Origin of the sequence: Caballeronia sp. GACF4 (assembly GCF_023631025.1) — a bacterium.
Classification (GTDB): domain Bacteria; phylum Pseudomonadota; class Gammaproteobacteria; order Burkholderiales; family Burkholderiaceae; genus Caballeronia.
In genome coordinates this window covers 64,923-86,734 of record NZ_JALQDW010000034.1, presented here as the reverse complement: position 1 = coordinate 86,734, position 21,812 = coordinate 64,923, and the positions used below count along the sequence as shown (strand labels likewise).

Here is a 21,812-nt window from a genome sequence, read left to right as displayed (position 1 = left end):
GAGAGCGGGCGGACCGCGCCGGCTTCAGAAATCGGCCGGTCTGCCCGCGCCGAAACCCTTGTTCGCCCACGGCGGTGCACGGCCCACGCTGCCGTTGATACCGGCGGCGCGTGCAAGGATCGCCTTGGTGCCGGGCGTAACCGGCATGGTGTGCAGCAGGGGGATGTTGACCCAGCGCACCTCGTCGACGCCCTGCCCCGGATTCGTGAACAGCCGAGCATCCGCTGGAATGGCAACGCGAAAAACATGATGCAGATGCTGCGCGGATACGTGCTGCCACATAAAGGCCGCCGCGCTCGCCTCGGCGCCGGTTCCCTCGTGCAGTTCGCGGATCGCCGCGGCCATCACCAACTCGTTATGCCTTACTTCACCGCCCGGCAGATACCACGGGCCACCGCGTTGCCTGACGAGCAACACCGCGTCATGGCGAACCACCAGCACAGTTGCGCGAACCCTCATTGTCCCCGTCTCCCAGTCGTGATTTGCATGCTTGCTTTGGCCGCGCTTGTCTGAGAATGATTCCAGATTCGGCGGGCATCGTTTCTTTTAACGCAGAACGTGCATGCGATGCAATCCGTGACGCCGCTATGGCCGTCATATTGACCGAAAGTAACTTGATATGAGGCGTATTTGCCGGGTCTTGCGGCTTGTTATGCAAACACGGCGGACGGAACGTTGCACAACAGTTTGAAGCACACGCCACTTGCGCCATAATGCGCGCACCCTCACGAGCCGCCACCGCAGAGACCATGATGTTCAAGCCGATCCTGCTCGTCGAGGACAACCCGAATGATCTCGAACTCACGCTGCTTGCGCTTGCAAAGACCCATCTCGCCAACGACATCGTGGTGGCGCGTGACGGCCAGGAAGGCATCGACTATCTTCTTGGCGATGGCGAGTGGCGCGAACGCGTGCCGGGCAATCCCGCCGTCATCCTGCTCGATCTGAAGCTGCCGAAAATCGACGGACTCGAATTGCTGCAGCTGATCCGCGCGAACGCGTCGCTGAAAACCATTCCCGTCGTCATGCTGACTTCGTCGCGCGAAGAACGCGATCTCATCCGCAGCTATGAACTCGGCGTGAACGCCTACGTCGTGAAGCCGGTCGAGCTTGCCGAGTTCTTCCGCGCGATCAGCGATCTGGGGATGTTCTGGGCCGTGCTCAACGAGACGCCGCCCGGTTCTCCCCGCCGCGAACCATAAGGCTCAACCTCCGCCGTTCGACGCGCTGCTGTCTTTCACCGTCGATCCGAACCGATCTGGAATCTCTTTTTCGAAGGTTTTGAGGTAGCGCGCACGGGCGGCGCTCGCCTCGACGCCGAGCATCGGTTCATATGGTGCCGACGCGCTTCCCTGCGCCTGCATGGCAAACCACGCGCTGGCGGCATCGCCAATTCTCGCTCCTTGCTCTTCCGAAAAGACAGCGCCTGCGTTCGTTACCAGCGCAGCGCCCATCAAGCTGAATATAAGCCGTTTCATTTTTTGAATATCCGCGTTAAATATAAAATCCGGACGCACGTGCCAAATCAACGCGCGCCGATATATCTTTTATCGGCTGATTCAAGCCAAAAGACAGGATTTACAACGAGACAAGTCTTTAAAAACGGCTAATCGGTAAAAACGAAGTAAGCGTTAACCATGCGGTCCAAAAATTTCCACAAAAAACCTAATGTCCTCAAGTTGACGGCCGTAATCAAAAATATGAAGTCAGGTTGCGATTCCGCCAGCAGCATGCCGAACTCGATAACCCTTACTTCTACTCACCCGACATACGGGCGAGAGTAATACCAGAGCCTTAGAGAGGCCTGGGCATTAGACGAAGCGTCTGCGCACACACAAACTTCGGATCCGTCAACTGAGAGAGGCGGCTACCGATGCAGACGAAGAATCCCGTGCACCGGGCAGAAGACAGCAAAACGTAGAACCCGAGGATCATCATGACGCACTTCTTCAAGCGCTATCTCAAGGATACGCGCGGCATTACCGCCATTGAATACGGCCTGATCGCCGGCGTACTTGCGCTTGGCATCATGACCGCTGTCGGCGGCCTTGCCGGTCAACTCGAGACCACTTTCAACAGCATCACGGCCAAGCTAGCGACCGTCCATTAAGTCCGGACGTCGTACTCCCGCCATTTCCGTCGGGAAGCGCCTTGCCGTCGATGAACCGCGATCACAAGTCGCGGTGGTCCGTGCACGCCTGTAGCCATTCCGCAGGCCGGCGCGCGTTTATTTACGCGCAATCGAATCTCCGATTTCATCCGCGCGCAAATGACGTGCTTTTAAAAAGCGGCATTCAAACCGGTATTTGCTCGATGCAATTACCACGGATAGCCGTCGAATCAAAAATATATATCTGAGAGAAAAATGAAGACATCCAGTCTCAAAGGCGAAACCATTCGCATGACCGGGGCAGCCGCGGCCGTGGCCCTGCTTCTGGCGTTGAGCGCCTGCGGGGGCTCGGGCTCGGTCAACAAATCGACGGGCGGAGCAGCCAGCCATCCGGCTGCCACCGCTTCGACCGACGGCACGCAGCAGGAGCATCCCACGACGGGCGCACGCGATACCAGCACCGCGTCGAACACCGACGCAAACGCCACGACAATCGAAGCCAGCGCAGGCGGTACTGTCGGCGCGACGGTCAAGACCGGTACGGGCGGCGGTAACGGCGGTGGCGGTAACGGTAACGGCGGCGGTGGTGGTAACGGCGGCGGAGGCGGTGGCGGCGGCAATGGTGGCAACGGCGGCACGCCCACCGTCACGCCGCAGCCGGTCGCGCAAGTGGTCGACAAGGCTAGCAACATCGTGACCGCCGCAGGCGAAACCGTCACCGGTCTCGGCACGGCTGTTGGCAGTGCTAAAGTGCCCGGCCTCTCCGACGGCACCACCAAGAACCTTGGCGGCGTCGTGCAAAACGTGGGCGCGGCGGTCTCGACGCTCGGCGACGGCGTGGGCAATGGCATCGGCTCGCTCGGCTCCAACCCGAACGCAGTCGGCACGACCGTGACGAGCGTCGGCGGCGTGGTGCAAAAACTCGGCGATGCCGTCACGAGCGGCGGAAACGCCGTCACGAGCCTCGGCAGTGGCCCGCTTGCTCCGCTCGCCGCCATCACGACGCCCGTTGGCGCGCTCACGAGCGGTGTCGGCGGCGTGGTCTCGCAAACCGGCGGCAATCTGACGGCCGCGTTGTCTAGCGCACCTGTCCAGCAACTGACGACGCAAGCGACGACCGCCATCGCTCCGATCACCTCGATAATCGGCACCGCGACGCAGACCGTCGGCACGGCAACCGGTGTCGGCGCACCTGCCGCTGGTCTTTTGACTGCGCTCGGTTCGAACCTCGCCGCGGGCGGCCAGAAGCTGACCGCGAGCTCGAATCCGGTCACGTCCGGCACGGGCACGCTGGTTTCGGCTGTCGGTACGACGGTCGCGACCACGGGCACGCTCGTCGGCGGCAAACCGGCAACGACGCTCGGCACTTCGCTTGGCAACACCGTCACCGGCGTGACGACTGCAACCGGCACCACACCGGTCGCGGGCGTCGTGAGCGGTGTCGTATCCACCGTGGCGGGCACCGTCAACACCGTGACGTCATCGCCTGCGACGACCTCGCTGCTGGCTCCGGTCACGACCGTGGTCAGCACGGTGCTCGCGCCGGTCACGAGCGGCGTCAGAACCGCGCCCGCGACGACGACCGCGCCCGCAGCCGCCGCCACGACCACGACGGCAACTGTCACTGCTGGCGTGGGCGCAACGGCGAGCACCGGTTCGACCAACGGCGGCGTCGTGGGCGGCCTGCTGACGGGCGTCACCACGACGCTCGGCGGCGCGCTCGGCGGCCTGCGTCGCTAAGTCGAAGCAACGAAGCACGAAGCAAGACACGCAGCCTCGCGATCCTGCAAATCACCGCAACTTCGCGAGGCGTGCGTCGCGCGATCAACAGTCAGACGACATACGAAGAGAATCGGAACTGAAATGGGTACCTGGAAAACGACCGCACTCGTGGCCGCACTCGCAATGACGCAGATTGCGCACGCCCAGACACCGGCCGCCGCGCCGCGCTCGAGCGTCGGCAGCAACCCGCTCGACGCTTTACCGCAAGTGAACGCTCCGGCGCGACCGCCCTCGGTCGAAGTCGAAGTCAAGGCGCCGCAACAACAGCTTCAGGAGCTGCTCGCGCGGCACATCACGCCATCGTCGATTCAGATCGAAGGCGTGAAGTCGATTCCCTTCGATGAAGTCGCCAAACGTTTCACGTCGTTCGTGGGCACCGACATCACCATCGGGCAACTGGTGGAAACCGCGAACGGCGTGACCGCGCTCTACAAGGAACGCGGCTACGCACTCTCGTTCGCGTTCGTGCCGGCGCAGACCTTCGAGAAAGGCGTCGTGCGCGTGACGATCGTCGAGGGCTACGTATCGGACATCAAGATCAAGGGCGAGCCCGGCAATCTCGAGAAGCGCATTCGTGCGATCGCAGAGCGCATTGCCGCCGACCGTCCCTTGCGTCAAGCCACTTTCGAGCGCTATATCAACGTGCTCGGCATGATTCCCGGCGCGAAGATCGATGCCACCGTCGCGCCGCCGCAGAACACCAACGGCGCCACGACGATGGAGCTCAACGTCACGCGCAAACGCTTCAACGTGAGCACGGGTATCGACGTGAATCATCCGGGGCTGCAGGGCATTTTCAGTGCGACGGAGAACGGGCTGCTGGGACTCGGCGAATCGATCACGGCATCCGCGCTCGCACCGAAGGGCCGCAACGATTCGACTTACTACGGCATCAATGCGATGGCGCCCGTCGGTTCCGATGGCTTCGCAATGAAAGTCGATGCCTCGCATTACTACGGCCATCCAGTCGATAACCCCGGCCTGCCTTCGTATATCGAGCGCACCGTGGTGAACGACAAGCTCGCGCTGTCAGCGATCTATCCGTTCATTTTGAGCAACTCGAAGAGTCTGCTCGGCACGGCGACCGTGTATGCCACGCATGACGAAGACCGCTTGAAGAACATGATTGTCGCGGGCAATCCGCAACTTACGCAACGTTCGCAAATTCGCGTCGCGCAGTTGTCGCTCGACTACACCGGCATTCAGACAGGCGTCACGCGTCGTGTGAATGTTCAGATAGCGAAGGCATTCGATGTGCTCGGCGCATCGAAGACGGCGGAGAGCAACATTGTCGGCCTGCAACTGCAGAACCCGGTTTCGCTGACCTTCCTGCGCACGGGCGCCACCTACACGCAGACCAACGACTGGCCGTTCAAGATCGGCACGGTGGTCGCCATGACGGGGCAGTTCTCGCCAGATACCTTGCCGACCTCCGAACAGATTTCGTTCGGTGCACAGCGCTTCGCGCTGGGTTATCAACCGGGCGAAGTGTCGGGCGATTCGGGCTCGGGCGCGTCCTTCGAAGTGAACCGGCCGCTGCCGCTCGAATGGGCGTATTTGAAATCGCTCACGCCGTATGCATCCGTCGACATGGCCCGCATCTTCCTGCATGGCGGTACGCCGACGCCGCGTCGCTTGTCTTCGGTGGGCATCGGCTTCCGCATTTCGGATGCGAAGCACTACAACATCGACCTCTCGGTGGCGCGTGCCATAGGCGATGCGCCCATCGAAAGTTCATCGCGTAGTCCGCGTGTCAACGCGACATTCTCGTACCAGTTGAATTGAGCGATAAGGCCTATTTTTACGGCGTTTATCGCGCTCAAGGACAGGTACTCAGTACCGTTAAGTAGTTATGAGCAGTCGAACATAACAGAGCATTGGCGAGCAGAGAACCATGAACCACACCACGATCCGAAACACGCACGACGAATCGACCGCAAGTCGCTTCGTGCCGCGTTTCGCGCGTGATGAAGAAGGCGCCACGGCCCTCGAATTCGCGATCGTGTTTCCGCTCTTCTTTCTCATCTTCTACGCGATCGTCACGTATAGCCTCATCTTCGTCGCGCAGCAGTCGCTCACGCTCTCGGCGGAAGAAGGTGCGCGCGCCGCGTTGCGTTATCAGCGTGGCGCGACCACCACGGCGCAAGCGCTCGATCTACGCACGGCTGCAACCTGCACCACGGCTAACGGCCTGAAGAACTGGCTCGGCTCTGCATCGACGTGTACGGCAAGCCGCGCGCCGTGCGCCTACGACACGACGATGCAATGCGTCGCCGTCGCGCTGTCTTACGACTACGCATCGAATCCGCTCGTACCGACGCTGCCGCTTTTATCGCTAGCGTTGCCGGCGAAACTCACGGCGAACGCGAGCGTGCAACTCAATCCCGACAGCGTGCTTTGAACGCTGACTTTTTTTGAAGAACCGATGTCATGGCCAACGTTTCCCGCATCATTGCAATCGCGCTGTTCGCGCTGGCTGCACTGCTCGGCCTCTATGCCGTCACGTTGACGCGCGCCGCGCCCGCGTCACGCGCGCCACTCGTCATGCCGGCCGGTTCGCCTGCGGTGACGGTGATCGTCGCGGCGCACGATCTCTTGCCCGGCAAGGCGCTCACCGCCGACGATCTCACCATGCAGACGCAAGCCGTTCTGCCCACGGACGCATTTAGTTCGGCATCCATATTGCTTGGCCGTGTGCCGGTTGTACGCGTTCCGGCTGGCAGCGCGTTGACCGATGGTGTGCTCGCGGGCGGACTCACGGCGGCTATCGAACCGGGCGAGCGCGCAATCGCGATTCGCGTCGACGAATCGAACGCGGTGAACAATCTCGTGAAGCCGGGCGATGCCGTCGATGTCTTCGTCGTGCTCAAGCGCGATTCCGTGACGGACGGAGAAATCCCCGCGAGCCACGCACGCTTGCTGCTTTCGAAAGTGCGCGTGCTCGGCTTTGGCGACAGCGTCATCGCGGGCGATGCAGCCACTAATGCCGCTAACGCCACCAACGCAACGAACCATGCAACGGCCGCGCGTACCGCCGTGCTCGGTGTGCGCGTCGACGACATCGACACGCTCACGCTTGCAGAAAACAGCGGCCGTCTCTTGCTCGCGCTGCGTAATCCCGCCGATACGGCCAGCACGGATTCGCAGGCACGCAATGCATCCGCTCAGTCGCCGATAGCGCGCGCCGCGGCGGGCGTCTCGCTCGCGACACTTTCGGGCGGCACATCGCGCCCTGCGCCACCAGCTTCCGCGATGCTCGCCGCCGCGCCGATGCTCCCGCCGCTTCCCGCCGCGCTCGCAACCGGCGGTGCAGTTGCGTCGCGCAAGGTCGCGTCGGCGAGCGGCATCGAAGTCATTCGCGGCTCGCATAGCGAAACCGTGTCGAACCCCTGATTGGCCATCGAGATCATGTATCAACTTCCTCTTTCCCGCGCCGCGCGTCGTATCGCATTCGCCTGCGCACTCTCGATGCTTGCGGCCACGCCCGCAGAAGCGCGTCATTCGCACGCGTCCTCGAAGAAGCCGAACGCACAGAAGCCGCAGACGACGCCAAACCAGTCGCCCGCGCAAGCCGAAGCCATCAAACTGACCAGCGGCGCACAAAAGCCGCTCATGCTGGGACGCGCGTTGCAACGCGTCGCCGTGGGCGATCCAGCCGTCGCGGACGTGCTCGTGCTGAAGGGCAACGACGGCGTGATGCTGGTCGGCAAAGCGCCCGGCAACACCGACGTCATGCTGTGGGAACAAGGCCGCAAGACGCCGCTCACCTGGCATGTGCAAGTCGAGTCTCAAGCAAGCGCGGCACTCGTCGATGGCGCGACGCCCACCGTCAACGTGCTCGGCAACACGGCGCTCGTGCAAGGCTCGGCCGCGACGATGGAAACGCATGAACGCGCGGTCGCGGCGGCGAAGGCATCGGTGGGCAAGGACGGCGCGGTCGTCGATACCTCCATCGTTGCCACCAAGAGCGTCGTTCAGGTCGATGTCAAAGTGGTCGAGTTCAGCAAGTCGGTGTTAAAGGAAGCGGGCTTCAACCTGTTCTCGCAGAACAACGCGGGCTTTGCGTTCGGTACGTTCGCGCCGAGTTCACTCGGCAGCGCGTCGCGCAATGCGGGCGGCACACTCGATGTCACGTCCGCCTCGCCAATCGGCGCCGCGTTCAACCTGCTGCTCAATTCGAGTTCGCGTGGTCTGTTCGCCAATCTGAGCCTTCTGGAAAGCAATAATCTCGCGCGCGTGCTCGCGCAACCGACGCTCGTCGCGCTCTCCGGACAAAGCGCCAACTTCCTCGCAGGCGGTGAAATTCCCGTGCCGGTGCCGCAGTCGCTCGGCACCACGACCATCACATACAAGCCGTATGGCGTGGGTCTCACGTTGACACCGACCGTGCTCGGACCGCATCGCATTGCGCTCAAGGTCGCGCCCGAAGCAAGCCAGCTCGACTTCGCGCACGCCATCACGCTGGATGGCGTCTCGGTGCCAGCGCTCACCACGCGCCGCGCCGAAACCACCGTCGAACTCGGCGATGGCGAGAGCTTCGTGATCGGCGGACTCGTGGATCGTGAGACCGCATCGAACGTGAGCAAGGTGCCGCTGCTCGGCGATCTGCCGATCATCGGCACGTTTTTCAAGACTTTGCAGTACTCGCAGACGGATCGCGAACTCGTGATTCTCGTCACGCCGCATCTCGTCACGCCTATCGCGAAGGGCGCAGCCGTGCCGCCGTTGCCGGGCGCGTCCGAGCAACGCGACGGCAACGTGTGGCGCAGCTTCGCGGCAGGCGCGGCATCCGATGACGAAGCACCGGGATTCTCCAAATGACCGCAGCCACGCAAAGCTTCGCACCTGAAGCCGTATCGGCGGATGAGCGCGCACGCCCTCGACTTCTGTGTGCAAGCGCGCAACCCGGACGCATCGCGCGTCTCGCCGCCGCGCTCGCCACGGTAGGCGAAGTCATGCTCGCCTCGACCGTTGCGGCGCAACTCGTGCAAGAGATTGTATCGGCCGCGCCCGCGCTCGTGTTCATCGACTTCGATACGCCCGTGGAAGCCACGATGCTCGTCGTCGAGGTTCATCGCGCGTTTCCATTGCTGCCCGTGATCGCGCTCGGTTCGGAAGCCGTCGGTGAAATCGCGCTTGCCGCAATGCGCGCGGGCGCACGCGATCTGCTCGACATCGAACCGCGCCACGCGACGCCCGAAGCCATGCAGATCGCCGCCTTGCGCGCGCTCGACATGGTGAGCCGCATCATGGCGCAAGCATCGGCAATGAGCGCGCCTGCAAGGCGCGGCAAGCTCACGGTACTGCTCGGCGCACGCACGGGCGCGGGCGTCAGCACGCTTGCGGCGAACCTTTCGGTGCTGCTGCAAAAACGCCTTGGCAAACGCAACCAGGGCGCGGCGCTGCTCGACCTCGGCCTGCCCGCCGCCGACAGCACGCTGCTGCTCGACACGCGCAGCGAACTGCATTTTCACGACGCGGTGCACAACCTGCGCCGCTTCGATGAAACCTTCGTGCATACCGCATTCGCGCGTCACGCGAGCGGCCTTGCGTTGATGACGCTGCCCGCCGATCTCGCCGAGATGCGCACCGTCTCTTATGCGGCCGCGGTCAAAACGCTCGAACGCTTGCGCGCGTTCTTCGATCATCAGGTCGTCGATCTCGGTGGCTTTTCGAATCTCGAATTCGTGAGCCATCTGATCGAAGCCGCCGACACGCTCTGGCTCGTCTGCGATGCCAACATCGCGTCGGCGGTATCGGCGGCGAGTCTTTGCACGGCGCTCGAAAGCGCGCGCGATGCCGAAAGCACGAGTCATCGCAAGCCGGAACTCATCGTCAACAAGCACGATCCGGCCTGCAATCTCGGACCCGAGGCGCTCGCCGCGCGTCTTGGGCTGCCGCTCGTGGCGACGTTGCCCGCGCGTGCGCAAGCACTCGTGCGCGCGGTGAATCAAGGTCAATTGCTCGGCGATACCGCGCCCGCCGATCCCTACGTCCGCGCCGTCGATGCCCTCGCCGCGCAACTCGCGGGAGAGCCCGTGCGCGCGTCGAACGATGTCGCGCCGGCAAGCCTCGCGCGTTTATCGGCCAGACTTTTCAAGCGAGCCTAAGCGATGATCTCTTCCTTCGATCAGGATGTTGCCTTCGCGAGCGAAGCGGGCCCCGAAACCGTGGCCTTCGCTCACTCGCAACAGTTCCAGGATGTGGCGAGCGCCGCGCACGAGCATCTGCTTACGCGCATCGAGGAATTGGGCGCCGAGTTCGGCCGCTGGTCGCGTCAGACGATTCAACAGTTCGTCGATACGGAAATGGACAGCTTCGTGCGGCAACGGCGCATACCGCTCAACGAAAGCGAAGTGCGCCTGGTCGCCGCCGCGTTGACTAAAGAGCTCGCAGGTTTCGGCCCGATAGAAGACTTGCTCGCCGATGCCGCCGTGGAAGACATCCTCATCAACGGCTATAGCGACGTGTACGTTTCGCGTCACGGCATGCTCGAAAAAGTGCCCGTGCGTTTCGCGGACAATGCGCATTTGCTGCGTATCGTGCGGCGCATTCTCGCGCCTATCGGCAGACGGCTCGACGAGTCGAACCCGATGGTCGACGCGCGTCTGCCCGATGGCGGCCGCCTGAACGTGATCATCGAACCGTTGTCGATAGACGGACCCGTGATCTCCATCCGCAAGTTTCGCCGCGACCCTTTACGTCCCGACGATCTGCTAGCCAACGGCACGTTCGATGAAAACATCTCAGCGGTGCTGAAGGCTGCCGTCGAAGCGCGCTGCAATATTTTGGTCTCGGGCGGCACGAGTTCGGGCAAGACATCGCTGCTCAACGCGCTCGCGTTCTTCATTCCGAAGCACGAACGCGTCGTGACTATCGAGGACACGGCCGAGTTGTCGCTCAATCATCCGCATGTGGTGCGGCTCGAAAGCCGTCCGGGCGGCTTCGATGGCGCGGGCGTCGTCGCTATCCGCGATCTCTTGCGCAATACGTTGCGGATGCGGCCGGACCGCATCATCGTGGGCGAAGTGCGCGGCGGCGAAGTGCTCGAAATGCTTCAGGCGATGAACACCGGCCACGATGGCTCGATGGGAACCGTGCACGCGAGTTCGCCGCGCGAGTGTCTTTATCGACTGGAGATGCTTGCGGGTTTTGCCGGCTTTCAGGGCACCGAAGCCAGCTTGCGCCGGCAGATCGCCAATGCCATCGACTTCATCGTGCAAATCGGGCGGCTCTCGAACGGCAAGCGGCGCATTCTCTCGGTGACGGAAGTGACCGGCCTGTCAGACGACATCATCGCGACGCAAGAGCTTTATCACTATGAAGCGGTCACGTCGGCGGATGACGTCGATACGGACAACTGGGCCTCGCTCGGACTGCAACCGCATTCACCGAAGCTCGCGAAGTTCCGTCAGTCGCTTGCCGCCTTGACGCGCGCCGAAGACTTCCCGCCGCAAGAAGGCCGCTTCAATTTCAGCGGAGGCTTCGGTGTCTAGCGGAATCGCACTCGTCTGCATGATCGCCGTGCTGTGCGCCGCAAGCGGCATGCTGCTGTGGATGCGCGGCTTGCAAAAACGCGACGCACGCCTCGCGCAGCATTTCTTCACGCGTCAGATGCAAACGGCAGGTACGCAGACACCGTTGCCGCCGCTTTCCGCGCGCGTGGCGCAAGCGCAGCATCGGCAAGCGGGTGAAGCCGTCGCGCCGCGCAGCGACGTTCATCGCGCGATAGAGCGCGTCATGGGCGAACTCGGCGCGCTCTTTCACCGCGCAAGCGTGCGCAAGCCGCGCGCGGCGCTCACCATGTGGGCGGCGTTCACTGGCGTGGCGGCGCTCGTATGCTGGACGCGTATCGGCATGGTGATGGCGCTCGTTGCCATCGCGATGTCGGCGGTCGGCTTCTACGCGATCCTCACGTGGCGCGCGCAGAAACGCAATCAGCGCATCGTGCGCCAGTTGCCTTCGTTTCTCGAAGGCATCGTGCGGCTCGTGACCATCGGCAATAGCGTTCCGGCGGCTTTTCAGGGCGCGGCCGCATCCGCCGACGATCCATTGCGTGAGTGCCTCGACCAGGTCATGCCGCGTCTGAAGGGCGGCGCGGATATCGATCAGGCGTTGACGGCCGTCGCGCGCATGTATCGCGTGGAGCAGTTTGAACTGATCGGCTCGGTGTTGCGCATCTCGGTCAAATTCGGTGGCCGCTCGGACGTAATGCTCGAACGCATGGCCGCGTTCATGCGCGATCTCGAACAGGCGGATCGTGAACTCGTCGCGCTATCCACCGAGACGCGGCTTTCGTCGTGGGTACTCGGCTCGCTGCCGGTCGGACTCGGCGCCGCGATCATCCTGCTGAACCCCGCCTATTTCGATGCAATGTGGACGGACGTGCTCGGCAAGAAGCTCGTCTACGGCGCGTTCGCTCTGCAGACGCTCGGCGCGTTCCTGCTGTATCGCCTCGCGCGTCTGCGCGATTGAAACAACACATGGACAACAGCATCGTGCCCGCTCAATTCGTTATCGCGCTTGCCGCCGTCGCCGCCGCACTCGGTTGCGTGCTTATCGGCGTGAACGCGTTCTCGCGGACCTTACGCTCGCGCCGCGCGTCCGGCGTGCTCGAACGCGCGCTCGACCGTCAGAGTGCGCCCGTGCAAAAAGACGACGCAAACCGGCGACCATTTCCGCGCTTTTTCTCGCTCACGGGAATGGCTCATGTCGTCGGCTCGAAGTGGCTCGAATCGCGGCTCGGACGGATGATCGTCGCCGACGAAGACCGCCGCCTGCTCGACCGCTGCGGCCATACCGATGCAAGCTCCCGCGCCCGTTTTCTCGCCGCGCGGCTCGTTGCATCGATCGTGCTACCGGCCTTCGTGGTGTTCGCATCGCACGGCAATGTGCACGGCTCGCGCTTCATGCTGACGTGCTTCGCCGCGCTCCTCGTAGGCTTCATGGCGCCGAAGTGGTATGTGAAGCGCAAGGCAACGAAGCGGCAACGGTCGATCATCGGTGAATTGCCAATGTTCGTCGACCTGTTGCGCATTCTTCAGGGCGTGGGGCTTTCGCTCGATCAGAGCATCTCGGTCATCGTCAGCGACTTTGCCAAGGTGATGCCGATTCTCACGCAGGAACTCGCGCTCGCGCAACGGCAATACGCGACAGGCCGCACGCGTGAGCAGGCCATGAAACGCCTTGCCACGAGCTACGAAAGCGACGATCTCGCCGCCGTGCTGCGCCTCATGATTCAAATCGAACAGCATGGCGGCGCGGTGCAGGAACCGCTGCGGCAATTCGGCGACCGGCTGCGCGAAATGCGCCGCACGGGCCTGCGCGAACGCATCGGCAAATTGACCGTGAAGATGACGGGCGTGATGGTGCTGACGCTCTTGCCCGCGCTTCTCATCATGACGGCGGGGCCGGGCTTCATCGCCGTATTCCATTCGCTGGCCGGCTTGCACAGGTAACGCGGCCAACCTTTTCAACGAGATCAGACATGAACTTCACGACCCACGCGCGCATCGGCGCCATTCTTCTCTGTGCCTTGCTTGGCGCATGCGCCTCGAAGCAGGATCGCGGCTATGGTCTCGGCGCGCAGGCCGAGCACGAAGCAACGCTCGAACGCACGAACCGTGAGAGCGCGTTGCCCGACACGCCCGGCATGTATCTGGCGTTGATCGACAAGATGCAGAGCGAAGGGATGTTCTATGCATCGCTCGCGCATATCGACGCTTTCGAGAAGCGCTTCAACCGCTCCGCCGATTCCACCTTGCGCCGCGCCGATGCATTGCGGCAGACGGGACAAGCGGCCGCGAGCCGCACCGCGTACGAAGCGCTTTTGTCGACGCCGCTCGCCGCGCGTGGCTATCGTGGACTGGGCTTGCTGTCGGGTCAGTCAGGCGATTTCGACGCGGCCGCCGCGCAATTCGCGCACGCCTCCGATCTCGCCCCGACCGATGCGCCGATTCTTTCTGATCTCGGTTATGCACTGCTGCGTGCAGGCGATGTGGAGGGCGCGCGCGTGCCGCTGATGAAGGCGTCCGAACTCGCGCCGAACAGCACGAAGACCATGAGCAATGTGGCGTTGTATCTGCTCGCGAGCGGTCAGGCCGCGAATGCGCAGAGCCTGATGACGCAGCAGAAGTTTTCGCCGAACGCGCAGCAGGCTATTGCCGACGATGCAAAACGCGTCGCGGATGCGGCGCGCTCGCATCGCCCGGCAAGCATGGCCAGCGCAGCGCTGTGAGGAACTACGCCGCGGCGCTGACGGCCGCCATGCGCGGCGTCGCGAGTTCGGCTTCGGCCGATATGGGCGCGAAGCGAAAGCCGTTGCGGCCCTTGCGCTTCGCTTCGTACATGGCGCGGTCGGCTTCCGCGAGCATCGTTTCCGTGGATGTCGCATAACCTGCCGCGCACATCGCGATACCCACGCTCGTGCCGAGCTGCGCCTCGCGCTGACCCAGATCGAACGTCTTGCCGATAGCGCGGCAGATATCCTGCGCGATACGGCTGCAAGCACTCGCCGATGCAATGTCGCGCGCCAGCAAGACAAACTCGTCGCCCGCGAGGCGGCAGACCAGATCGGTCGCGCGCGTCGCTTTCTTCAGGCGGTGCGCGACTTGTCTCAGCAAGGCATCGCCCGCGTCGTGACCGTACTGGTCGTTGATGGCTTTGAAACCGTCGAGGTCCATGAAGAAGAGCGCAAACGGAATTTCTTCATCGCGCGCGGAGTGCACCGCCAGCGACAGCTGCTCTTGTAACGCGCGGCGGTTCGGCAGGCCGGTCAATGCATCGAGCATGATTTCCGAATGCATTTGATTCTCGCGCTGCTTGCGCTCCGTGATGTCCTGCGACATCACATAGAAACCGACCACCTTGCCGCGCTCCATGTCGGGAATATAAGTCGCGCTCCACACACGTCCGGATTCCACGTTGTAGACGATATCCTCATGCGTCACGCGCTCGCCTGCCAGCACGCGCTGGAACAACGGATAACTGCACTCGAAAACTTCATCGCCCACGGTCTCGCGAACAGACTTGCCGCGCAGCGCCATGGGATCGAAGCCGAATACATCGCGATACACCTCGTTGTTGAAGCGGTAGCAGAGATTTGCATCGACGTGAGCGATCAGAATCGGCAGGTTGTCCGTGATCGTCTGCAACGCCATGCGGCTGCTCGTCAGTTCGCAGGTGCGTTCGAGTACGCGGCGTTCGAGTTCCTGCTGATAGTCGCGCAAAAGCTGCTCGCTATGTCTGCGGCTCGTGATGTCCTGCATGACACTCACGAAGTGGCTCGGCGTGCCGTCGTGATCGCGCAATAGCGCGACGCTCAGGTGAATCCACACGGTGCCGCCGTCTCGTTTGCGATAGCGTTTTTCAAGCGAATAAGTTTGACGCGCACCACTCAGCAGTTCCGCGACGAGTTGCAAGTCGGCGGCAAGATCCGCTTCTTCCGTGATCTCCTGGAAGGTCATGTGCACGAGTTCGCTCGCGCTGTAGCCGGTGATCTCGCACAGCTTCGGATTCACTTCGATGAAGCGCCCGTCGAGATCGACGATAGCCTTGCCCGTCGGCGTCTGCTGGAAGATCGTATGGAAGCGCGTTTCCGAAAGCCTCAAACGGCGGCGGTCGTTCTCCTGGACTTCGCGCGTATCGCGGGCCGCTTCGCGTTGCACGAGTTCGCGCTCGACTGTCGCCGCCAGATCGCACAGCGCGGCACGCAGATTGGCGGACAACGTGCGCGGCTTCGTATCGATAGCGCAGAGTGTGCCGAGCACGAGACCTTCGGCCGAACGCAGCGGCACGCCCGCATAAAAGCGCACGAAGGGCTCGCCCGTGACGAGCGGATTGCTCGCGAAGCGTTCATCCGCGAGGGCATCATCGACGACGAGAAGCGCCTCGGAATGCACCGCATGCGAACAGAACGATACGTCGCGCGCGGTTTCGCACACGTCGAGCCCTACTCGCGACTTGAACCACTGCCGGTGTTCATCGACGAGCGACACCAGCACGATAGGCACCTGCAACAGCTCCGCGACGACGCGCGTAATGCGGTCGAATACTTCTTCTGGCGGCGTATCGAGCACGTCGATACTCCGCAATAATCGCAGCCTCTTTTTTTCGTTCGCGGGCAGCGGCGCTACATGCCATGTATTCACGATCGGTCGAATGCTCGTTACGGTTGCGATGAACCGTTGCGCTGTCTGGCGACGCAACGGGGGTTTCTTGCATCGCACTCTAACGTTCTCGAATGAAAACCAATTCGCCGATTAGGGGCTTTTTCACGCCGTTTATCCGGCGCTTCGTGGAGTTTAAACGTCGACGATCACCGCGTCGGGCCACATCAGCAGCTCGAATTGCGCGGGCGGCACGGGCTCCGAATACAGGAAACCTTGCGCGAAATCGCAGCCCACGGCCGCGAGGAAATCGCGTTGCTCGATCGTCTCCACGCCTTCCGCAATCACCTTCAGGCCGAGCTTGTGCGCGAGTCCGACCATCGCTTCGCAAAGCGCCTGGTTGTCCCGGTCGGAATCGAGGTTGTGCACGAACGAGCGGTCGATCTTCAGATAATCGATATCGAAGCGCGTCAGATAAGCCAGCGATGAATAGCCGGTGCCGAAGTCGTCGATGGAAATGCGGATGCCCGCATCGCGGAAAGCCAGCAGCTTTTCGTCGATGTTTGCTTCGGCATGCAGCAACAGACCTTCGGTGATCTCCACCGCGACGCTTTGCGCGGACATGCCGTGGCGGGCGAGATAGTCGGACCACTCCGTGCAAATCTGGCTGTCGTGCCGAATCTGCACCGGCGACATGTTGATACTGATCTGGAAGTCTTGATGAAAGCGCTCGCGCCAGTCGCGCGCCTGATGCGCCGCCTGCCTGAACACCCAGTCGCCGATGGGCACGATCAGCCCCGTATCCTCGGCAAGCGGAATGAACTCCAGCGGGCTGATGGTGCCGCGTTCCGGATGCAGCCAGCGAATCAGCGCCTCGGCCTTATGAATTTCCCCGGTCGCGAGATCGACGATCGGTTGATAGTAGACGCGGAATTGCTCTTCGGCCAAGGCGGTGCGCAGATCGCTCGTAAGCCGCAGGCGCTTTTCCGCTGCCACTTGCAGGTCGGGCGTGAAGTAGCTGAAGCGATTGCGCCCGGCGTTCTTGGCCGCGTACATCGCCTGATCGGCATTCTTGAAGAGCACGTCGAGTTCGCCCGCGTCGTCCGGATAAAACGTCACGCCCACGCTTGCGGAAATGAACGCCTCGTCGGGACCGAGCGTGAACGGCTCCGCCAAGGTGTCGATGATCGTGCGCGCCATCTCTTCGATGCTTTCGCTGTCGTCATCCACGTTCGGCACGATCACCGTGAATTCGTCGCCGCCCAGACGGGCGACCGTATCGGTGCCGCGCACGCAGGACGTGATGCGGCGCGCGGCTTCGATCAGCAGGACATCGCCCGTGTCGTGACCAAGCGAGTCGTTCACTTCCTTGAAGCGGTCGAGGTCGATCAACATCAGCGCCATGCGCCGCCCCGACAGACGCGACATGCGCGCTTCGTATTCCAGCCGGCTCAGGAACATCTGCCGGTTTGGAAGATGCGTGAGCGCATCGAAATTGGCCTGCTTCCAGATGGTCGCTTCGAATGCCACGCGCTCGGAGATATCGCGGCCCACCACGAGCACGGAGATTACCTTGCCCGACCAGTCGATTTCCGGCGTCAGGCGAAAGTGCGTGCACTGCTCCTCGCCGTCGCTCGTCACCGCGCGCAGTTCGAATTGCGCGCTTCGTGCGCTCGCAATCACTTCGCGTACGCGTTCCTCGTAGAGTTGCGCGTTCGGACCGCCCGGAATCTCGGAAGGCCGCCTGCCGAGCAGTTCGCCAGGGTTGCGCCCGGTCCACGCACAGAACGCCGGATTGGCATAGATACGCCTCAGATTGCGGTCGTATCGCGTGATCGTGTCGGGCGAGTTCGTGATGAGCGTGCGCGATTCCTGTTCGCGCGTCACCAGTTCCGCCGTGCGTTCGATGACAGCCTGTTCGAGCGTCGTGTTGATCTCGTTGATCTTCTGGATCTTCTGCTTGATCGCTTCGCGCATTTTCTCGAAGCGTTGCGCGAGCCGGCCGAGTTCGTCTTTCGCGTCGTCCGTATGGTCTTGCGAAGGCGCGCCTGCGTCGGTGCCGGCATCGTTCATCTTGCGCACGAGGTCCTTGAGCGGCGCCGAGATGCTGTAAGAGATGAAGTACGCGAGAATGATCGAAAGCAGAAAGCCCGAGATACCGACCAGCATGATCTGGTTGCGCACGGACTGCACTTGCGCGGTCAGTTTCTCCTCGGGAATGGTGCTGACCACGAACCAGTTGGTGCCGGGAATGCGCGTGTAAGCCGCGAAATAGCGGTCCTGCCGCGTGCCTTCAAAGGGCACGAAACCGTTCGGCTGCGCGCCATCCCGCGTGTGCGCGATCTTCTCGACGAGGTCTTTTGCGGCGGATGCATCGGTGCTCGCGCCGCCTTCCGCGCGGACGATCACCTTGTTGTTGCCGGCATCGAGTACATAGATTTCGGTCTTGTTGCCGAGCGCGACGTCGGAGAAGATCGTCGAGAAATGCTCGGGGCGAATCACCAGCACGAGATTCCCGATTTGCCGATTGCTGTTCTTGCCAAAGATCGCGCGCACCATGCCGAGATTTTGCTGGCCGACGCCGTCGTCATAACTGCCCCAATAAGGGCGTCCGTTACGATCGGGCACCTGAGCGACGAGACGCGTGACGCCGCGCGACAATTGCGCGAACGCCTGTGTATCCATGATGCGGTTATGCTGATCCAGCAAATACTTCTGGTTGATATAACCGAGCGAACCATAGTGATCCAGCAAGAGGCGCGTCATGTCCTGCCGCGCTTCGCTGCGTTCCTTTGCGCTGCCATTCGCAGCCTTGGTCAATGCACCCTGCACGCGATCCGACAACACGAGCAATGCACTTTCCGTTTCCAGTTGCTCCATGCGCAGCGCGATATTGCGCGATACCTGCTTCACCACTTCCTTCGAAAACATCTCCGCATTCTGTTTGATCGCGGCCGTCGATTCCACGTAGGAGATATAGCCCGAAATCAGAATGGGCAGCAGCGCAACCAGAATGAATGCCGCGATCAGGCGATAGCGAATCTCGACGCGTCTCAGAAGATCTAGAGACAGCAATTCGAACGCGCGTCGTAGCGAACCAAGGATTGAGCTCATTTGTAATGCATCTTTGCTTCGTTCTTGACTGACTCATCCAGGAGGCGCGCGGCCTGCCGGGGCGTGATCTTTCCGAGCAGCACATCCTGCATCAGACGATGCAGCCGCTCGATCGAATTGGACGGCAGCACCGAATAATACGGGCTGGATGTCACGGGGTAATGACTGACCATGACGGTGTATTCGGCAATTTTCGGATCGCTCAGACTGGCGTCCGACGCCTGCGTGAATGGCGCGATATTGCGGCGTTTTCTCTGCATCACCGAAAAGCCCTTGCCCGCGATGAAATCCAGGAAACGCGTGGCAGCCGCTTTATTCGCCGTTTCGCAAACCGCGAAGCCCGTCTCGCTGCCGACGACCGGCACCGCTTCCTTGCCCGGCGCATTCCACGGCGGCACGAATACGCCGACTTCGAAGGGATTGCCGTGCAGCAAAAGACCGGCGGCCCAGCTTCCATGAAACGCCATCGCGACTTCGCCGTCCTTGAATAGACGGATGCCTTCGTCGTAATCGGTTGCCATATAACCGTCCTGCACGTAGTGACGCGCGGGCAATAAAAGAATCTTCGAGAAGATATCGGCGACTTCGGGCGTATTCAAATCGAGCGTACCGTCCGCGATTCTCGCTTTCCATGCCGGATCGCGGGCTACGACGTTATCCGCGAAGCCGGAGCCGAAAGGACCATTACCGAGCATGTTCGGAAAACCGCCGTTCCACATGATCGGTGTGAATCCCGCGCGTTTGAGTTGTGCGCAGGCGGCGAGAAACTCGCGGAAATTGGTCGGCGGCTGTTTTATGCCGGCGAGTGCGAACATCGCCTCGTTGTAATAGATGAGCGTCGTCGCCACGCCGCCGGATATGCCGAAGTGCCGGCCTTGACGGCTCGTCCAATCGCTCTTGAGCGGCGTGAGCATGGCTTTCCAAGCCGCCGTATTCCCGACATCCGCGAGAATGCCTTGATCGGCCAGTTCGGCGGCGTAAGCGTTTGGATTGACGCTCACGAAATCCGGCAGATTGCCCGATGCCACGCGCGGCTTGATATTTTCTTCAACGGAATTGCCGATCATGAACTGCACGTTCACGCGGATATCCGGATTCAACTTGCTGAATTGCGCCGCGATCTGGAGCATTTCTTCCGTCCAGTCGGGAGCCCAGACGAGCGCGGAGATCGTCGTGACCTCGTGCGCGGCCGCCGCGTTATTCGCGGAATCAGCGGACGTGGCGCGGTCGTCCTGACGGCAGCCCGCGAAGGACAGCAGTATCAGGCTCAAGAAACCCGCCAGCAGGGAAGCAAGCCCGATTCGTCGCACTTGCGCTTCGCTCGTTGTGTTTGTGTTGTTGTTGGACCGGATCGGCTGCGGTGTTGCGACGCAATTTGCCGATGCAGCACCAGCACTGCTTATCGGCAAACAATTTCAGTTCTTTAGTGACAACGCGCCGCTATTGCGCGACAGCGATGCTCGTTGACTTCAGGCCGCGGACGCCTGGTTGCTCTCGGGCGTGGACGATGCGGCGCCGTTTTGCGGATCGAGCGCGCCAGTCGGTTTGCTCGCGGCCGATTTCTTTCGCGGTACCGCGACGCGCTTTGTCGCGGTCGGCGCCTTGCTTGCCGCGTTGGCTTTGGTTTTCTTTGCCGCTGTTTTCTTTGCCGCTGTTTTCTTTACGGCGGTTTTTTTAACAGCCGCTTTCTTTGCTGCGGTTTTCTTGACGGCCGCTTTCTTTTCCACGGCTTTTTTAGCAGTCTTAGCCGCTTTGCCGATTAGATAAACAGAACGATCGCTTGCGCTTGCGATCCAGCCAGGTGCGCGGCCATGTCCGGTCCAAGTCGCGCCGCTCTCGGGATCTCTATATTGCGCGACGCCTGCGTTTTTGCTGGAAGCGCGCTTTTTGGCGCCCGTCTTGACGACACTGCTCGCTAAAGCCTCGCTTTTATCGATCAGAAATTTGCTGCGATTCTTCACGCTCGCAATCCATTTCGGCGGTCTTGCGCGGCCGCTCCATGTTTCGCCGGTTTTCGGATTGCGATATTTGACCGCGACTTTGCTATTGCCAGCCGACCCGGTTTGATCGCCCGTGTCCTTCGATGCGAGCGCCGTGCCCTGTCTGCGTTTGCGCGCGGCGTTTTCAATGTCGGACGTAGTGAGCCCATGCTCGAGCATGAGATTGCGAATCTGGTCGACCACCTTCTGCGCCTGCTTTGCGATGATGGCATCGGCCTGCTTTTGCAGCTTTTGTATTCTCGATTGAATCTGCTTGATGGTCGTCATGGCGCAGTTCCTTTGGAATGTTTGTGCTGAACTATGCCATCAAATCGGGACGCATAAAAGCTTGCTTCATAAAGTCCATGACGCGGCGCCGGACTTTAAGCTTGCCCGTCACGCATATAAAGATTCGCTTACGTGAACACTACGCGAACCAAAGCGTGTTTTCGCTAAAGAGGACGAAGCATTTTTTAGCGCGCACTCGTGGACGACGCGCCTCGCAAGGCTTACCGCCTGATAAAACGGTCGCCACTATTTCTTCTGACGAATTAAAAAACCGCCAGCTTCGCGGCTATTATTCCCATTCATGCTTCTTGCGAAATAGAGCCTCAACTCTGCGCCGAAAGTGCCGTTAGTACTCGAAGCGACAGGACTTTTCCTGCGCAGAAAGTCTTAGCCGGAGGTCAAGTAGGCTGCCATGCGGCAGGACCTGCATCG

At 61.6% G+C, this 21,812-nt stretch carries 18 protein-coding genes; 12 read left to right on the top strand and 6 right to left on the bottom strand.

The genetic code is table 11. The features are described from left to right. Positions 1 to 24: 24 nt before the first annotated feature. Positions 25 to 459, bottom strand: coding sequence for an NUDIX domain-containing protein (locus NCR40_RS28325; RefSeq protein WP_250493819.1), 435 nt, complete (start codon positions 457 to 459; stop codon positions 25 to 27). A 293-nt stretch (positions 460 to 752) separates the two neighbouring features. Here NCR40_RS28325 and NCR40_RS28320 point away from each other — a divergent pair, with 293 nt between their 5' ends. Beyond that, a complete protein-coding gene (locus NCR40_RS28320; protein ID WP_250468034.1) occupies positions 753 to 1,202 on the top strand; it encodes a response regulator in 450 nt (149 codons plus the stop codon). Between the two features lie 3 nt (positions 1,203 to 1,205). On the opposite strand, the gene NCR40_RS28315 is transcribed toward NCR40_RS28320, so the two are convergent. Continuing rightward, positions 1,206 to 1,517, bottom strand: a complete 312-nt coding sequence (locus tag NCR40_RS28315) for a DUF3613 domain-containing protein (protein ID WP_250511408.1) — start codon at positions 1,515 to 1,517, stop codon at positions 1,206 to 1,208. A gap of 419 nt (positions 1,518 to 1,936) precedes the next feature. On the opposite strand from NCR40_RS28315, the gene NCR40_RS28310 reads away from it, so the two are divergent. From NCR40_RS28310 to NCR40_RS28260, 11 genes are all read left to right on the top strand, one after another. Further along, positions 1,937 to 2,110, top strand: coding sequence for a Flp family type IVb pilin (locus NCR40_RS28310; RefSeq protein WP_244831914.1), 174 nt, complete (start codon positions 1,937 to 1,939; stop codon positions 2,108 to 2,110). A 255-nt stretch (positions 2,111 to 2,365) separates the two neighbouring features. After that, positions 2,366 to 3,850, top strand: a complete 1,485-nt coding sequence (locus NCR40_RS28305) for a collagen-like triple helix repeat-containing protein (RefSeq protein ID WP_250511407.1) — start codon at positions 2,366 to 2,368, stop codon at positions 3,848 to 3,850. Between the two features lie 111 nt (positions 3,851 to 3,961). Beyond that, positions 3,962 to 5,677: a ShlB/FhaC/HecB family hemolysin secretion/activation protein gene (locus NCR40_RS28300; RefSeq protein ID WP_502801040.1), complete on the top strand. Its 1,716-nt coding sequence runs from the start codon at positions 3,962 to 3,964 to the stop codon at positions 5,675 to 5,677. 109 nt (positions 5,678 to 5,786) lie between these two features. Further along, positions 5,787 to 6,293: a TadE/TadG family type IV pilus assembly protein gene (locus NCR40_RS28295; RefSeq protein WP_250511405.1), complete on the top strand. Its 507-nt coding sequence runs from the start codon at positions 5,787 to 5,789 to the stop codon at positions 6,291 to 6,293. 29 nt (positions 6,294 to 6,322) lie between these two features. Next, positions 6,323 to 7,285, top strand: coding sequence for a Flp pilus assembly protein CpaB (gene cpaB / locus NCR40_RS28290; RefSeq protein WP_250511404.1), 963 nt, complete (start codon positions 6,323 to 6,325; stop codon positions 7,283 to 7,285). 15 nt (positions 7,286 to 7,300) lie between these two features. Then, positions 7,301 to 8,713, top strand: a complete 1,413-nt coding sequence (locus NCR40_RS28285) for a type II and III secretion system protein family protein (RefSeq protein WP_250511403.1) — start codon at positions 7,301 to 7,303, stop codon at positions 8,711 to 8,713. Further along, positions 8,710 to 10,002, top strand: coding sequence for a CpaE/TadZ family protein (locus NCR40_RS28280; RefSeq protein ID WP_250511402.1), 1,293 nt, complete (start codon positions 8,710 to 8,712; stop codon positions 10,000 to 10,002). Before NCR40_RS28285 ends, NCR40_RS28280 begins: the two co-directional genes overlap by 4 nt. A gap of 3 nt (positions 10,003 to 10,005) precedes the next feature. Beyond that, on the top strand, positions 10,006 to 11,388 hold the full coding sequence (locus NCR40_RS28275; RefSeq protein WP_250511401.1) for a TadA family conjugal transfer-associated ATPase: 1,383 nt from the start codon (positions 10,006 to 10,008) through the stop codon (positions 11,386 to 11,388). Then, positions 11,381 to 12,367, top strand: a complete 987-nt coding sequence (locus NCR40_RS28270) for a type II secretion system F family protein (protein WP_250511400.1) — start codon at positions 11,381 to 11,383, stop codon at positions 12,365 to 12,367. The genes NCR40_RS28275 and NCR40_RS28270 overlap by 8 nt, the downstream gene beginning before the upstream one ends. Positions 12,368 to 12,375: 8 nt before the next feature. After that, positions 12,376 to 13,350, top strand: a complete 975-nt coding sequence (locus NCR40_RS28265) for a type II secretion system F family protein (RefSeq protein WP_244831923.1) — start codon at positions 12,376 to 12,378, stop codon at positions 13,348 to 13,350. Between the two features lie 29 nt (positions 13,351 to 13,379). Beyond that, the gene (locus NCR40_RS28260) at positions 13,380 to 14,129 is read left to right on the top strand and encodes a tetratricopeptide repeat protein (protein WP_250511399.1); all 750 of its coding nucleotides are present in this window, start codon (positions 13,380 to 13,382) and stop codon (positions 14,127 to 14,129) included. Between the two features lie 4 nt (positions 14,130 to 14,133). On the opposite strand, the gene NCR40_RS28255 is transcribed toward NCR40_RS28260, so the two are convergent. The 4 genes from NCR40_RS28255 to NCR40_RS31545 all read right to left on the bottom strand — a co-directional run bounded on the left by NCR40_RS28255 (position 14,134) and on the right by NCR40_RS31545 (position 21,272). After that, on the bottom strand, positions 14,134 to 15,969 hold the full coding sequence (locus NCR40_RS28255; RefSeq protein ID WP_250511398.1) for a diguanylate cyclase domain-containing protein: 1,836 nt from the start codon (positions 15,967 to 15,969) through the stop codon (positions 14,134 to 14,136). Positions 15,970 to 16,194: 225 nt separating this feature from the next. Continuing rightward, positions 16,195 to 19,113, bottom strand: coding sequence for a bifunctional diguanylate cyclase/phosphodiesterase (locus NCR40_RS28250; protein ID WP_250511397.1), 2,919 nt, complete (start codon positions 19,111 to 19,113; stop codon positions 16,195 to 16,197). Next, positions 19,110 to 20,384, bottom strand: a complete 1,275-nt coding sequence (locus NCR40_RS28245) for an extracellular solute-binding protein (RefSeq protein WP_284507882.1) — start codon at positions 20,382 to 20,384, stop codon at positions 19,110 to 19,112. Before NCR40_RS28245 ends, NCR40_RS28250 begins: the two co-directional genes overlap by 4 nt. A 198-nt stretch (positions 20,385 to 20,582) precedes the next feature. Continuing rightward, a complete protein-coding gene (locus NCR40_RS31545; protein WP_502801039.1) occupies positions 20,583 to 21,272 on the bottom strand; it encodes an H-NS family nucleoid-associated regulatory protein in 690 nt (229 codons plus the stop codon). Between the last annotated feature and the right edge of the window lie 540 nt (positions 21,273 to 21,812).